A 15,917-nucleotide genomic window follows, 5' to 3' on the forward strand; every position below is an offset into this window, starting at 1 on the left:
GCCGCAGTGCGTGCCGCCCCGGGCTCCGGCCGCGGGTCAGCTGCTGGCCGCGTCCCCGTTCCGACCCAACCACCTCGCGGCGGCGGCCCACATCTGGCCCAGCATGGCCGGAGTGTTCAGGTCCTCGTGCCCGCAGGGCAGTCGGACCTCGCTGATCTCGCCGGTGATGTACGGCTTCCACAACTCGCCCGTCGGCGCGCCCTCCGGGATGTTCCGGTCGGCGACGACCAGCAGCGCGTCGCCGTCGAACCGGCCGTACTCGTGGGCGTTGATGCAGGTGAAGTTGTTGCGCCAAAGGACGGCGAAGCGGCGCAGCTCCTCGTCGGGAGCGTTGCCGAGCACGGCACCGGCCTCCTTGCGCACGACTTCGGTGAGCGCCGCGAGCTGGGTCTCCTCGTCGGGTGCGGGCTCGTCGCCGATAACCGCCTGGATTCCCGGGTCCTTGGGGTACTGGTCAAGGATGATCAGCGCTCCGACGGTCTCACCGGCAGCCTGTAGCTGCACGGCGATCTCCTGGGCGAGCACGCCGCCGTAGGACCAGCCGAGCAGGTGGTACGGCCCGGTGGGCTGCACCGAACGGATGTGCTCGAGCGACACGGTGGCGGCATCGCGCAGGGACGTCGACAGCGGGCGCTTGCCGTCCAGACCTGGCGCCTGCAACCCGTACAGCGGGGTGTCCTTCGGCACGAACCGGGAGAGCGGGCTGTAGCTCCAGCTGAGCCCGCCGGCGGGCGGCAGGCAGAAGACCGGCGGCTGATCACCCTTGGTCCGGATAGGCAGCAGGACGTCCAGCCCGTCGGCCATCGTGGACAGATCCATCCGTTCGATGAGCGCGGCGACCGTCGGCGCAACGAAGAGGTCGCGTACGGCGAACGTCAGGCCCCGTTCGCGCAGCAGCTCCGCCCAGCGCACCGCGAGCAACGAGTGCCCGCCCAGGGCGAAGAAGTCGTCGTGGGCCCCGACCTTCGGCACGCCGAGCACCTCGGCGAACACCTCGCACAGGGTGTCCTCGATCACCGCGTCGCTGCGAGTGCGGGTAACGTCGCCGGTGTCGTACTCGGGCCGCGGCAGCGCCTTACGGTGCAGCTTGCCGTTGGGCATGAGCGGGAACCGGTCGAGAACCACGATCGCGGCCGGCACCATGTACCCCGGCAGTCGATCCTGTGCCGCGGCGCGGACCAGCTGCCCGAGCTCCGGATCGACGTCCCGACCGTCGGCCGGGACGACGTAGCCGACGAGCCTCCGGTCCCCCGGGGTGTCCTCCCGCAGCAGCACGGCGCTCTGCCCGACACCCTCGTGGGCGGCGAGCACCGCCTCGATCTCGCGCAGCTCGACCCGGAACCCGCGTACCTTCACCTGGTCGTCGGCGCGGCCCACGAAGGAGAGCTCACCGTCGGCGCTCCAGCGGACGAGGTCGCCGGTGCGGTACATCCGCTCGCCAGCGTCGGCGTACGAACGCGCGACGAACCGCTCGGCGGTGAGCCCCGGCCGGCCGAGGTAGCCGCGGGCCAGCCCGTCACCGGCGATGTAGAGCTCGCCGGCCACTCCGGGCGGCACCGGGGCAAGGTGCGCGTCAAGCACGTAGACCTGTGTGTTGCCGACCGGTCCGCCGATCGCGGAGATGTCGACCGCGTCCGTCGTGGTGTGCCGTGCGGTCGACCAGACCGTCGTCTCGGTCGGGCCGTAGAGGTTGTCGAAACCGCCAGCGCGCTCCACAAGCGTGCGGCCGAGGTCCGAGGGCAGCGCCTCGGCACCGACCATGACCCGGACGCCGGTCCAGTCGACGGGATCGTCGGTGTCGGCGACGAGGCCACGCCAGAGGCTGGGAGTCGCGTGGACGATGGTGGTCCCGGAGTCACGGACGAGCCGGCGCAGCTCCCACGGGTCGAGCACCTGGTCCTGCGAGGCGAGCACGATCCGCGCACCGGTGACGAGCGGCAGGTAGAACTCGAAGCCGGCCATGTCGCACCCGACGGTGCTCACCGCCAGGAGCCGGTCATCGACGCTCAGGCGGAACCGGTCCTGCATCGCGACGAGGAAGTTCTCAATGGCGCGATGTTCGACGAGGACGCCCTTCGGCCGCCCGGTGGAGCCAGAGGTGTAGATCACCCACATCGGGTGTTCGGGGCGCAGCGCCACGCCCAGCGGGGCTGGATCGCGCCCGGCCAGGTCGGCGGCGACGTCCGGAGCGTCCACGAACACCACCGGAACGCCGCCGGCGGAGTCGACGCCGAAGCCGCTCAGGTGATCGCGCAGATCGGTGCTGGTGAGCAGGCACACGACACCCGCGTCGGCGATGACGTAGGCGGTGCGGTCCGATGGGTAGGCCGGATCGATCGGCAGGTACGCGCCGCCGGCCTTGATGACACCGAGCAACGCGACGATCAGGTCGTCGGTCCGCTCGAAGACCGTGGCGACGATCGACTCCGGGCCGACACCGCGTTCCACGAGGTACCTCGCGAGCCGATTCGCCCGCGCGTCGAGCTGTGCGTACGTCAGCTCGACGGCGGCGAACACCACCGCGGTGGCGTCCGGCGTCCGCGCCGCCTGCGCCTCGAACAGTGCGACGACGGTATCGCCCGACCGGTCGAGGGCGGTGTCGTTCCAGTCGCGCAGAACCTGGTGGCGTTCGGCCTCCTCGAAGAGGTCGACGGCACCGAGGCGCAGCGCCGGGTCAGCGGCGAGCATTCGCAGCAGCTGGGCCCACCGCTCGGCGATGCGCTCCACCGAGGCGGCCTCGAACAGGTCGACGGCACCGGTGAGCCGGCCGACGAGTCCGGCCGGTGCGCCGTCCGCCGTGCGGGTCTCGGCCATGCTGAAATCCAGGTCGAACTTGACCGTCGCCGCACCACCGGGCGCTCCCCGGCCGCTGTCGACATCGGACAGGTCGACGGTGACCTCCGCGGTGTTCTCCAGCAGCAGCATCACCTGGAACAGCGGGTGGCGGGCGAGCGAGCGCGTGGGCGCCAACTCCTCGACGAGCCGCTCGAACGGCACGTCCTGGTTGCCGAACACGGCCAGGCTGGTCTCTCGTACCCGGCGCAGCGTCTCGCCGAACGACGGGTCGCCCGACAGGTCGGCACGCAGGACGAAGGTGTTGACGAAGTAGCCGACGAGCCCGTCGAGCGCCTCGTCGGTACGTCCCGCGATGGCCGAGCCGATCGGAATGTCGTCGCCAGCGCCGAGCCGGGACAGCAGGGTGGCGAGCGCCCCGTGCAGGACCATGAACAGTGTCACGCCCTCGGTGCGGGCGATCTCCATGAGTCGGGCGTGCACCTCGGCCGGGATGTGCACCGGCACGGCGTGGCCCCGATGACTCGCGACCGCCGGGCGGGGCTTGTCGAATGGCAGCGACAGCTCCTCGGGGGCACCGGCCAACGCGTCGCGCCAGTGTGCGACCTGCCGGGCGATGACGCTGCCCGGGTCGGCGATGTCGCCGAGCACCTCGTGCTGCCACAAGGCGAAGTCGGCGTACTGCACGGGCAGCGGCGCCCAGTCGGGGGCGCGGTGTTCGCTGCGCGCGGCGTAGGCGGTGGCGAAGTCGCGGGCCAGCGGCGCCCACGACCAGCCGTCCGTGGCGATGTGGTGCACGACGACGACGAGGAGGTGTTCGTCGGGGCTTTCGGTGAAGAGCCAGGCGTGCAGCGGCACGTCGGTGGACAGGTCGAGTTCGTTCGCCTCGGCGAGCGCGACGGCGGCAGTGGCTTCGATCGGGTGGGTGGCGGTGGTCAGCAACGGCGGGAGGTCACGCACGTCGCGGATCAGCTGGTACGGCTCGCCGTCGACGACCGGATAGACGGTACGCAGCACCTCGTGCCGGTCGAGGACGTCACGCAGGGCGGCCTCGACGACCTCCGGGTGCACCGTGCCGGTGAGCCGGACGGACCTACTGATGTTGTAGGTGGAGGTGCGCCCCTCCAACTGCGCGATGAACCACAGCCGCCGCTGTCCGTAGGAAACCGGCACCCGGTCGGGCCGTGGCCGGGGGGTGAGCGGTGCGCGGGCCTCGTCCGCCTCGGCGAGCCGGGCCAGCAGCCCGGCCGGCGTCGGCGACTCGAACAGAACCCGGACCTCGACCTCGACGCCGAGCAGTGTGCGAATCCGGCTGATGAGACGCACGGCGAGCAGGGAGTGGCCGCCGAGAGAGAAGAAGTCGTCGTCGGGCCCCACCATGGGCAGGCCCAGCACCTCGGCGAACGCGACGCGCAGAATCTCCTCCCGCACGTCGGTCGAGTGTCGGCGGGCATCGGCGGTGGCGGTCAGGCCGAGGGCCGGCAGTGCCTTCCGGTCGAGCTTGCCGTTGCTGGTGAGCGGCAGGGCGTCGAGCACGACGACGACCGGCACCATGTGGGCGGGCAGCCGGGCGGCCACGAACGTCGACACCGAGCCCGGCAGGTCGTCCTCGGCGTCCTCGCTGACGACATAGGCGACGATGCGCTGCTCACCGCCGTCATCCGTACGGGCGACGACGGCGGCCTGATCGACCTCGGGATGGGCGGCGACGACGGCCTGCACCTCGCCCAGCTCGACGCGGTAGCCGCGGATCTTGACCTGGTCGTCGGTGCGGCCCCGGAACTCGATCTGCCCGGCGGTGTTCCAGCGGGCGCGGTCACCGGTCCGGTACATCCGGCCGCCACCGTCGTAGGGGCAGGCGACGAAACGTTCCGCGGTCAGCCCCGGGCGTCTCACATAGCCGCGGGCTACTCCCGGGCCGCTGATGTAGAGCTCACCGGCGACGCCGGCGGGGACCGGCCGGAGCGCGGCATCGAGGACGTACGCGCGGATGTCACCGATGGGCGTGCCGATCGGGACGGTGTCGCCCGGCTCGAGCCGGGTGGTGAGGACGCCGATGGTGGTCTCGGTGGGACCGTAGTGGTTGTAGACGGTGCCCTTGGCGAGGAGCTCGCGGACCCATGCGAGGTTGGCCGCCTCGCCGCCGAGGACCAGGGCGCGCCGCGGCATGACGTCGGCGCCGGCCGCGGTGAGGGCGGCGAGGTGGGACGGCACGGCCTTCAGGTAGTCGATCGCGTTGTCCCGCAGGAACGCGTCCACCTTCACCGGGTCGGTGACCACGTCCTCGGACGGGATGTGCAGCTCGCCACCGCGGGTGAGGCTGGCGAACAGAATGGTGTTGCCCAGGTCGGTGACCTGCGCCTGCAGCAGGGCGTAGCGGCCACCCTCTGGCGCGAAGCCGAGCCGGTCCGGGACGGAGGCGACGTAGTTGGCCAGGGCCCGGTGGCTCACGGCGACGCCCTTCGGGCGACCCGTCGAGCCGGAGGTGTAGATGACGTAGGCGGTGTTGTCGGGGTGGACCGTGGCGTGCGGCGTCGTCCCGGCGCAGCGGGCGAGGATCCCGTCGTCCAGGGCGACGATCCGCACCCGGCCGGCGGGCAGTTCGTCGAACAGGTCATGGTCGGTGAGGACCAGCACCGCCAGGCTGTCCTTGAGAAGGTGCGCCATCCGGGCGACCGGTTGATGGGCGTCGACTGGCAGGTACGCCGCACCCGCCTTCCAGACGCCGAGGATCGCGGCGACCATCTGCACGCCGCGCGGCAGGCACAGCCCGACGACGGTCTCCGCACCGACGCCCTGGGCCCGCAGATAGTTGGCAATGCGGTTGGCCCGTGCGTCCAGCTCGCCGTACGTGGTCGGGGTCCCGTCGACGACGACGGCGACCGCGGCGGGGTCCTGCCGAGCGAACAGCTCAAGGATCGGCGTCGGCGCGGCGGGGACCGCGGTGTCGTTCCAGGTCCGCAGAACAGTGGCCAGTTCGTCGTCGCCGAGGATCTCCACGGCGTGCACCCGCAGCTGCGGGTCGCTGGTCACGGCGTCGAGGACCCGCGCCCACCAGGTGGCGATCCGCTGCGCCCAGGGCCGGTCGAACAGGTCCGCGGCGACGGTGACGGTGCCGTGCAGGCCGGCGGGGGCGCCGTCGCGGTCGAACACCTCGCCGACGAGCACGTCGAGGTCGAACTTCGCCGTCGATGTGCCGCCCTCCCGGCCGGACACCACCACGCCCGGCAGGTCGAGGGCGGCCTCCACGGTGTCCAGTTTGGTGAGCACCACCTGGAACAGCGGGTGCCGGGCGACCGACCGGGTCGGGGCGAGTTCCTCCACGAGCCGCTCGAACGGCACGTCCTGATGTTCCGCGTCAGCCAGCACCCGTGACCGTACCCGGAGCAGCAGCTCGGCGAAGGTGGGGTCGAGGGACAGGTCGGCGCGCAACACGATGGTGTTGACGAACAGGCCGACAAGGTCGTCGAGGGCGTCGTCTGAACGCCCGGCGTGCGCCGACCCGATCGGTACGTCCGTGCCGGCGCCGAGCCGGGACAGCAACAGGGCGAGGGCTGCCTGCATGACCATGAACACGGTCACGCCCTGCGCCCGCGCCAGCGCGATCATCCGGGCATGGACCTCGGCGGGAACGTCGATCGGCACCACGTGCCCGCCGTGGCTGGCCACCGACGGACGCGGCCGGTCGAACGGCAACGCCAGCTCCTCCGGGACGCCCGCCAGGGCCTGCCGCCAGTAGGTGACCTGCTGCGACAGCAGACTGCCCGGGGCATCCTCGTCGCCGAGGACACGTCGCTGCCACAGGGTGTAGTCCGCGTACTGGACGGGCAGCGCCGCCCAGCCCGGTGCCCGACCGGCGAGCCGGGCCGCGTACGCCGTGGAGAAGTCCCTGGCCAGTGGGGCCATCGACCAGCCGTCGGCGGCGATGTGGTGCACGACGACGACGAGCACCGCCTCGTTGAACCACCAGGCCCGGATCGGCACCTCGCGCGACATGTCGAACGGGTGCGCCGCCGCCTCCGCGACGGCCGCGTCGAGGTCCGGCACGTCGGCGACGGTGACCGACCAGTCGAGGGCGTCCATGTCGGTCACGTGCTGGTAGGGCTCGTCCCCAATGGTCGGAAACATCGTCCGCAGCACCTCGTGACGGCCGATGACGTCCCGCAGCGCGGCCTCGAGCACCTCCGGTCGTACGCCTTCGAGGTCGAGCACCACCGGCATGTTGTACGAGGGGTTCCGCCCCTCCAGCCGGTTGATGAACCAGAGCCGGCGTTGGGCGTACGACAGCGGCACCCGGCCGGCGCGTTCGGTGACGGTCAGGGGTGCGCGGGCCTGGTCGGCGCCGGTGAGTCGGGCGGCCAGGCCCGCCGGGGTCGCCGCGTCGAACAACGCCCGCAGCGGTACCTCGACCCCGAGGAGGGTCCGGACCCGGCTGATCAACCGCACCGCCAGCAGGGAGTGACCGCCGAGAGCGAAGAAGTCGTCGTCGACACCGACGTCGTCGAGCCCCAGGATCTCCGCGAACGCCGCGGACAACAGCTCCTCGCGCGGATTGGCCGGCGCGCGTCCGCGTCCCGTGCTGAACTCCGGCGCCGGCAACGCCGCGCGGTCGAGCTTTCCGTTGGCAGTCACCGGCAACGCGGGAAGGACCACCACCGCGGTCGGCACCATGTAGTCGGGCAGCCGTGCCGCGACGAACTCCCGCACCCCGTCATCCACACCGACGACGTACGCCACCAGCCGCCCGTCGCGGACCACCACCGCGGCACCGGCCACACCTGGGTGCCCGGCCACCGCGGCCCGCACCTCGTCCAGCTCGACGCGCATGCCACGGATCTTGACCTGGTCGTCGGTTCGCCCGAGATATTCCAGCTCCCCGCCGGAGGTCCATCGGACCAGGTCACCCGTGCGGTACATCCGCCCACCGAAGGGACATGCCACGAACCGTTCGGCGGTCAGCCCCGGCCGACCCGCGTAGCCCCGCGCCACCTGCACCCCGGCCAGGTACAACTCCCCCGCCACCCCGACCGGCACCGGTCGCATCCGCGCGTCCAGCACGTAGGTACGCGTATTGGGAACCGGCCCGCCGATCGTCACCGGGTGACCCGCCTGGCAGCGGGCCGCCGTCACCTCCACGGCGGCCTCGGTCGGGCCGTACAGGTTGTGCAACTCCACGCCGGGCAGCAGCTCGAAGAAGCGGTCCTGCACGCCCTGCGGCAACGCCTCCCCCGAGCAGAGCACCCGGGTCAGCCCCGCGCAGCTCGCCGCGTGCGGCAGGAATGCCTCCAGCATCGACGGCACGAAGTGCGCGGTGGTGATCCGCTCGGTCCGGATGAGCTCCGCCAGATAGGCCGGGTCCTGATGACCGCCCGGTCGGGCCACCACCAACGTGGCCCCCGTGACCAGCGGCCAGAAGAACTCCCAGACCGAGACATCGAACGTGAAGGGCGTCTTCTGCAACACCCGGTCGCCCACGCCGGACCGGCAGCGGTCCCGCATCCACCGCAACCGGTTGACGATCCCTTCGTGCGAATTCACCACGCCCTTCGGGCGACCCGTCGAACCCGACGTGAAGATCACGTACGCGGGGTGTCGTGGGTCGACCCGCACCGGTGCCGGTGGGCCATCCAGACCCTCGACCGACTCCAGAACCAGCGCCGCGTCCCGGGCCATCAACTCCACCCGTTCCGCCGGATAGGAGGTGTCGATCGGCAGGTAGGCCCCGCCCGCCTTCACCACGCCCAGCAACGCCACCACGAGGTCGACGCCGCGTGACATCCGCACGCCCACCACCGACTCCGGCCCCACACCGCGTCCCACCAGGAACCGGGCCACCGCTGACGCCCGCACGTCCAATTGGGCGTAGGTCAGCCCCACGCCTTCGAACACCACCGCCACCGCGTCCGGCGACCGGAGCACCTGCGCCTCGAACAGCTCCCCCAGGGTCCCGCCCGCATACGCCACCGTCGTGTCGTTGAACCTCTCCACCACCCGCCGCCGCTCGTCGGTGTCCAGCACCGCGACGTCCGCGAGGGGGGCGTCGTCGTCGGCCTGGAGCGCGGTGACGAGCCCGACGGTCGCGGTCCGCACCAGGGCGGCGACGGCGGCCGGGTCGATCGGCGCAGTCGCCTCGACGGCGAGGCTCATCCCGTCGCCGAAGTCGTCCACGGAGAGCATGAGCGGGTAGTTGGTGTACTCCCGGGACAGGACGATTCGCGGGCCGTCGACGTCGACGTCGGGCTCCGGGTCGACGACGGGTGCCTCGTTGTGCCGGTAGTTCAACAGCGCCGTGAACAGCGGGACCTCGCTGGCGACTCCGCTGGCCTGCTGGGCGACCGCCAGGGAGGCGTGTTCGTGTTCGATGAGGCCGGCGAGTTGGTCGCGCATGGCGACCACGGCTTCCCGAGCGGTCCCCTGCCCGACGTCGACGCGGACGGGCAGGGTGTTGATGAACGGGCCGGGGACGCGGGCAGCCGCGGCGCCGGTGTTCATCCGCCCGAGGAGGACGGTGCCGAAGACGACGTCCTCGCGGCCGGCGAGGGTGGCCACCGTGCGGGCCCACACGACATGCATGACGGTAGCGGGGCTGGTGCCGAGCCTGCGGGCGACCTGACGCAGCCGGCTGGTCAACTCGTCGTCGAGCCGGATACCGGCATGGACCTGGCCAGAGCCGTCACCTCGAACGTCGAGCAGGCCGTAGGGCGCGGTCGGCTCCGTGACGTCGCCGAGGAGGTCGGCGAAGTGCTGCTCGTGCGCGGTGCCGCCGGCGCGGGTCCGCGCGACGAAGTCGCGCAGCGGTGCCGGGGCCGGCAGGTCGGTGCCCCGGCCGGCCAGGAACGCCTGGACCTCGGCCACGACGAGGTCGAGACCCATGTGGTCCTGGACCAGGTGATGTATCCGGACCAGCGCGAGCCAGGTGGCGGCGCCGGGCACAGCGGCGACGTGGGTGTCGATCAACGGCGCCCGGCTGAGGTCCATCGCCGAACCCACGGCGGCGACCAGTTCGGCCGGATCACCCCGCCGCAGGCTGATCTCGGTGATCGGCAGGCGGGCGTGCCGGCTTACCACCTGCACCGGCTCGGGCAAGTCCTGCCAGAGCACCGCGGTGCGGAAGACGTCGTGGCGGTCGACCACGTGCTGCAACGCCGCCAGAAACCGGTCGAGCTGGTCACGTCCGGTGAACTCCAGGACGGTGGGGAGGACGTAGGCGTCCTGTCCGCCGCCCTCGGTGAGCAGGTGGTGGAAGAGGATGCCCTCCTGCAGTGGCACGAGGGGATAGACGTCCGCCACGTTGGCGGCACCCCCGTCCACCGTCGACACGATCCGGTCGATCTCGTCCTGCGTCAGCGCCACCATCGGCAGCATCTCGGGAGTGATCCGGTCGGCAGATTCCGGTATGGCGTTCGGCGGCACCTCGACGGGCCGCGCACCGGCGGCGGTGGCCAGACCGGCCGGGGTCGGAGTCTGGAACAGTGCCCGGACCGAGACGGTCACACCACGCTGCCGCAGCCAGTCGACGAGCCGGACGACGAGGAGTGAGTGGCCGCCGAGGGCGAAAAAGTCGTCGTCGAGGCCGACCTGGTCCACCCCGAGCACCTCGGCGAAGCCAGCGCACAGCAACTCCTCGCGGGCGTCCGCCGGGCTACGGCCGCTCCTCGAGGCGGCGGCGAATTCGGGCGTCGGTAGGGCGGCGCGGTCGAGCTTGCCGCTGCTGTTGAGCGGGAGCGCGTCGAGAACGCGGCAGACCGAGGGCACCATGTGGCCGGGCAGGCGGATGGAGCAGTACGCCTGCACGGCACCGGGCAGCGCGGCGCGGTCGGCGCCGGAAACCGGAACGAGGTATGCGACGAGCCGCTTGTCGGTGTCGTCGTCGGCGTGCCGGTTGACCGCGACGACGGCGGCGTGCGCGACGTCCGGGTGGTCGGCGACCACCGCCTGGACCTCGCCCAGTTCGATCCGGAAGCCCCGGATCTTCACCTGGTCGTCGGTCCGGCCAAGGTACTCAAGCTGGCCATCACCATTCCAGCGCACCAGGTCGCCGGTCCGGTACATCCGCTCGCCGGCGGCGTAGGGGCAGGCCACGAACCGCTCGCCGGTCAGCGCGGCGCGTCCGAAGTAGCCGCGGGCCAGCCCGGCGCCCGCGAGGTACAGCTCACCGGCGACGCCGACCGGAGCGGGAGCAAGCCCGCCATCGAGCACGTAGGCGCGGGTGTTGGTGACCGGGCGGCCGATCGGGGGCGTGCCGTGGAGGTCGCCGTCGGCATACCACTCGGTCGAGTAGACCGTCGCCTCGGTCGGTCCGTAGATGTTCGCCACCCGCACGCCCGGCAGCGCTCGGCGCACGTCCGCGACGGCCCGCGGGGTCAGCGCCTCGCCGGCGAACGCGACAGTGCCGACCGTCGCGCGGACGCCACCGGTCAACACCTGGGCGAGCGCGGATGGAACGGCGCTGACCAGGCTGAGGTCCCACTCGCGATCCTGGTCGGCCAGCGCGAGCAGGTCCGGCACCACCTCGATGCTGCCTCCGCTGACCAGCGGCCCGAACAGCTCGAACACCGACACGTCGAAGTTCAGCGACGTCGAGGCGAGCACCCGGGTGAAGCCGGCACCGCCGAAGCGTTCCCGGGCCCAGGCGACGAGGTTCGCGACACTGCGGTGCTCGACGACGACGCCCTTGGGGCGGCCGGTGGACCCCGAGGTGAACATGACGTACGCGGGATTGTCGGGGCGTAGCGGGGGTCGCGGCACGGTTGTCCCGGCGGCAACCCGGTCGTGCACCGACAGCCGTGCGACACCGAGTGGCAGCACGTCCTCCGTCTGCGGCGAGGTGATCACGGCCACCGGAACGGCGTCGGCGATCATGAAGGCCACCCGGTCGGTCGGGTAGGCCGGATCGATCGACAGGTAGGCCCCGCCGGCCTTGAGGATGCCGAGCAGGGCGACCAGCAGGTCGATGCCACGCTCCAGGCATACGCCCACCACGGACTCCGGGCCCACTCCCCGCGCCAGGAGAACCTGGGCCACCTCGTCCGAGCGCGTCTCGACGTCGGCGTACGTCAGGGTGGTGTCGCCCATCAGCACCGCGACGGCGTCCGGCGTGCGCGCGACCTGGGCAGCGAACAGCTCAGGCAGGGTCGCGGCCGGACGCTCGACCGGGCTGCCGTTCCACTCCACGAGGAGCTGACGCCGTTCGGCGTCGTCGAGCAGGTCGATGACGCTCAGACGGCGGTGCGGCTCGGTGCAGACGGCGGTGGCCACGCGAACGAACCGGTCGGCGATCCGCCGGGCGGAGGCGGCGTCGAAGAGGTCGGCGGCGACCACGAGCGTGCCGCGCAGCCCCGCTGGGGCACCGGTGGGGCTGCTGACCTCCTCGAACGTGAACTCGCAGTCGAACTTGGCCGCCGAGGCGGCCATGTCGTCCCACTCGATGTGTAGACCGGGAAGGAACGGTGCGGCCGGTTGGGCGCCCTGATCCACGTTGTTGACCGTCAGCATCACCTGAAACAGCGGGTGCCGCGACAGCGAGCGGGTCGGCGACAGGTCCTCGACGAGCCGGTCGAACGGGAGGTCCTGGTGTTCGAACGCGTCCCAGGTGGACCGGCGGACCCGGGCCAGCGTCTCGGTGAAGGTGGGGTCGCCGGTCAGGTCGGTGCGCAGGACCAGGGTGTTGACGAAGAAGCCGACAAGGTCGTCCAGGGCTACCTCGGTGCGGCCGGCGACGGGAGTGCCGATCGTGATGTCGGTGCCGGCGCCGAGCCGGGACAGCAGGACCGCGATCGCGGCCTGCACGACCATGAAGATGGTCACGCCCTCGCGCCGGGCGAGTTCGGCCAGACGGGCGTGGACGTCGGCGGGCAGGTCGAGTGCGACCACGTGGCTGTCGTGCCCGGCCACGGCCGGGCGAGGACGATCGAACGGCAGCGTCAGCTCCTCCGGGATCCCGGCGAGAGACCGTCGCCAGAAGGCGAGCTGCTGCGCGGCGAGGCTCTCCGGGTCGCGCTCGTCGCCGAGCAGTTCCTGGTGCCACAGCGCGTAGTCGGCATACTGCACCGGCAGCGCGGACCAGCCGGGCTCCTGCCCGGTGTGGCGGGCCGTGTACGCGGTGGCGAGGTCGCGAATGAGCGGACCGATGGACCAGCCGTCGGACGCGATGTGGTGCATCACGACGGCGAGCACGTGCTCGTCCGGGGCGGTGGTGAACAGCCAGGCGCGGATTGGCGCCTCACGCGCCAGGTCGAAGACGTGGCCCAGCGCGTCGGCGAGGGCCGCGTCGAGCTCGTCCGGGGCCGTCGTCACCTCGGTGAGCTGCCACCCCAGCTCGTCGACGGAGACGATGCGCTGCCGGGGCTCCCCGTCGATGACGGTGAGCAGCGTGCGCAGAACCTCGTGCCGGTCAAGGGTGTCGCGCAGCGCTGCACCCAACGCGACCCGGTCGAGATCGCCGTGCAGTCGCAGCACCAACGGGGCGAGGTTGTAGAGGGTGCTCGGGCCTTCGAGCTGTTCGATGAACCAGAGTCGGCGCTGAGCGTACGACAACGGGATCATCAGGCTCCTCCTCGCGATGCCGGGACGCTGGCCACTCTCGCCGACAACAGGTGTTTGATCCATGTATTGGACGAGCCCATCGAAAGGTCTGGCAGGCCCACCCGGCACGTGCATTCGTTCAAGTGCCGAGGCACGGCAGTTGAACGGACCAACCAGCTCGGTGGGAGTGGCGGACGCCCGGACGTACGTGCTGGTGGTCCCGACATCGCTGCCGCTGTCGGAGTGCCCGGCGTATGCCCGCGCCACGGCGTAGCCGACGTTCCGCTCGACCCACGTCGACGTCGTGTGCCGCAACCAGTGCTGATGATCTGCGGCACGTGCACCCCACGGCAGGTGCTCACCGAGGCGCACCCACAGGTGGTCGTAGCGCCGGTAGGTGATCGGCTGCCCGTTGCGGCACCGCAGCAGCTGCCCCGGTTTCCCCGACGCGATCCCTCGCGTCGGGGAAACCGGGGTCGATTCACCGGATGTGATGGCGGTTTCGGACCTGGGGCTGGGTTCTGGTCGTTGATCGGCGTTGTGGAGCCGGCGGTCAGTTGCCTCTGGATGAGCTGGTCGCGGCGACGCGGGGTGCGCCAGAGTTGGCCCGGTTGCGGAGGAGTGCGATGGCGACGGCGAGTTGCCAGATGACGATGGTGTAGACGGAGCCGCGTTCGATCGCACCCGAGGGCAGGCCGGCATCGAAGGTGAGGAAGAGAGCGACTACGCAGACCAGGCCGAATGCTCCGACGACGATGCTGACGAGGCCGATCAGCCGCGTCTCGGGAGTCTTTCGCCAGTGGATGCCCAGGACGAGGGCAAGCACGTTCCCGCCGACGATTGCCAGCGTTGCTCCGGTGAAGTGCAGGGGAAGCGTGCCGTTCTGCTGCGCCTGCAGGGAACCGTGGAAGGTCCCGACCAGGATGTAGCCGATCATGGTCACGACCCCCGTCACGGCGGTGAAGGTACGCCGCCCGCTGATCGTCCGCGATAGCAGCGCTGTGGCGATCCCGAACAGGATGCCCTGAACGATGAATCCGGAGTTCATGACGACGTGCAGCGGCGAGTTGAGTTCGCGGCCTTGGAACACCCCGGATGTTGCGGATCCGAGGTCGCTGATCCAGTTGTCGGCGTAGCTGTAGCGAGGTGACTTCCATGCCGCGGCCGTGATCGCTTCGGCGGCGAGGTAGATCGTCAGGCCCAGAAGAAAGGTGGCAGCGGCGAGGGTGCGGAGCATCTTCATGATGTGATCCGTTCCGTCTAGGTGACTGATTGGTCGGTCACACGTGGAGGGAGAGGTGTGTCAGGGGCCGAGTCACCGCACCGGAAGGGTCCATGAGCCACCAGGCGCGGCCGGTGGCGCTTCCTCAGTGGGAGCAGCCTGGATCGGCGTCAGTCGTCGTTCGAACCAGAGGTGGGCCAGGACTATCAGGGCCAGGTAGACCACGAGCGTGCGGCCACTGACGTTGGTGGCGAGCAGTCCGAGTAGGAGTGGGGCGGCGATGCCTGTGGTGACCCGTGAGATCGTCCTTGGCAGGTCGGAACTGTGGCTGGCGACGCCGGTGACGACGCCGAGGGTGAAGTAGGCTGCGACCGCGCCGCACAGCAGCCAGCGACCTGGGCCGGACAGCGGGTCGGAGCCGTGCTGGACCACCAGTGCGAGCGGTACGGCGATGGTGGCGACGACGCCGGTGACCAGGCAGTGCAGGCCGAGGGCTGCGCGGGTGGGGATCCGGCCGGCGCGCAGGTGCGGCAGGCCGGCGTATCCGTAGACGACGGACAGGCCGAACATGCCGGCCAGCAGGATGAAGGATGCGATTGCGGTCGCCAGCAGGCCGAGGTCGTACCGTGCCTCGCTGGCGGCGGCGACGACCTGCACCACCGATTCGCCCAGCACGATGATCACGAAGAGGCCCAGCCGCTCGGAGAGGTGGGCCGGATCGACCGATACTCCGTGCATGACGGGTCCCGTGGCGTCGTGGCGGCCCCCTGCTCGTGGCCGACGCCGAGTACGTGCCGGCGCGGTCAGGTACGACTGGACCCGCTGAAGGATCCGGCTGCCGGACAGGACCACGATCAGCAGCAGGTCGAGACTGACTCCTGCGGCCCAGAGCGCGAGCTTCCAGTGTTCGTCGGCCCAGAGTGACGCGACCCAGGGCAGCAGTCCCGCCGAGTACTGCACCACCGGGAAGTCCAGCAGCACTGCGCCGCGTTGCCACGACTTGGACCCGTAGATGCGCGTGGCGATGTAGGCGATGGCGAAGACGTTGAGCGGACGGATGTCGCTGCCGTGCCCGAGGACGGTGTGCGCCACTCCTGGCACGGACGCGGCCATGGTCCCGAGGCCGAACATGCCGACCATCAGTCGCAACACGCGGGTCTGGCCGGCGGCGACGTTGCCGTACAGCATGAACGTCGTCCAGGACAGCCACAGGGCCAGGAACAGCAGTGCGTAGAGACCGAGCGCCGCCGCGTCCAGTTCAGGCCCGAGCACGTGTGCCAGCGCGGCCACGCCGGCCACCGCCACCAGATCGAAGAACAGCTCGGCCCAGCTCGCGTGCCGCTCGACCCTGTCTCTGGACTCTTCGTCGATGTTCACC

The 15,917-nt window shown here is 71.0% G+C and carries 3 protein-coding genes; all 3 read right to left on the reverse strand.

Annotated elements, in window-relative coordinates; genetic code table 11:
* Positions 1-36: 36 nt before the first annotated feature.
* The 3 genes from GA0070216_RS31955 to GA0070216_RS31965 all read right to left on the reverse strand — a co-directional run bounded on the left by GA0070216_RS31955 (position 37) and on the right by GA0070216_RS31965 (position 15,916).
* Positions 37-13,338: an amino acid adenylation domain-containing protein gene (locus tag GA0070216_RS31955; protein ID WP_176739250.1), complete on the reverse strand. Its 13,302-nt coding sequence runs from the start codon at positions 13,336-13,338 to the stop codon at positions 37-39.
* Between the two features lie 532 nt (positions 13,339-13,870).
* A complete protein-coding gene (locus tag GA0070216_RS31960) occupies positions 13,871-14,560 on the reverse strand; it encodes a DUF998 domain-containing protein (RefSeq protein WP_091254106.1) in 690 nt (229 codons plus the stop codon).
* Between the two features lie 72 nt (positions 14,561-14,632).
* Positions 14,633-15,916, reverse strand: coding sequence for a low temperature requirement protein A (locus GA0070216_RS31965; RefSeq protein ID WP_245722875.1), 1,284 nt, complete (start codon positions 15,914-15,916; stop codon positions 14,633-14,635).
* Position 15,917 lies beyond the last annotated feature (1 nt).

The sequence above is a fragment of the Micromonospora matsumotoense genome, assembly GCF_900091525.1.
Lineage (GTDB): Bacteria > Actinomycetota > Actinomycetes > Mycobacteriales > Micromonosporaceae > Micromonospora > Micromonospora matsumotoensis.

What these genes read in the sequence shown, in the direction of transcription:
- GA0070216_RS31960 (WP_091254106.1), bottom strand. Translation starts at nt 14,560, where the DNA reads ATGAAGATGCTCCGCACCCTCGCCGCTGCCACCTTTCTTCTGGGCCTG.
- GA0070216_RS31955 (WP_176739250.1), bottom strand. Translation starts at nt 13,338, where the DNA reads ATGATCCCGTTGTCGTACGCTCAGCGCCGACTCTGGTTCATCGAACAG.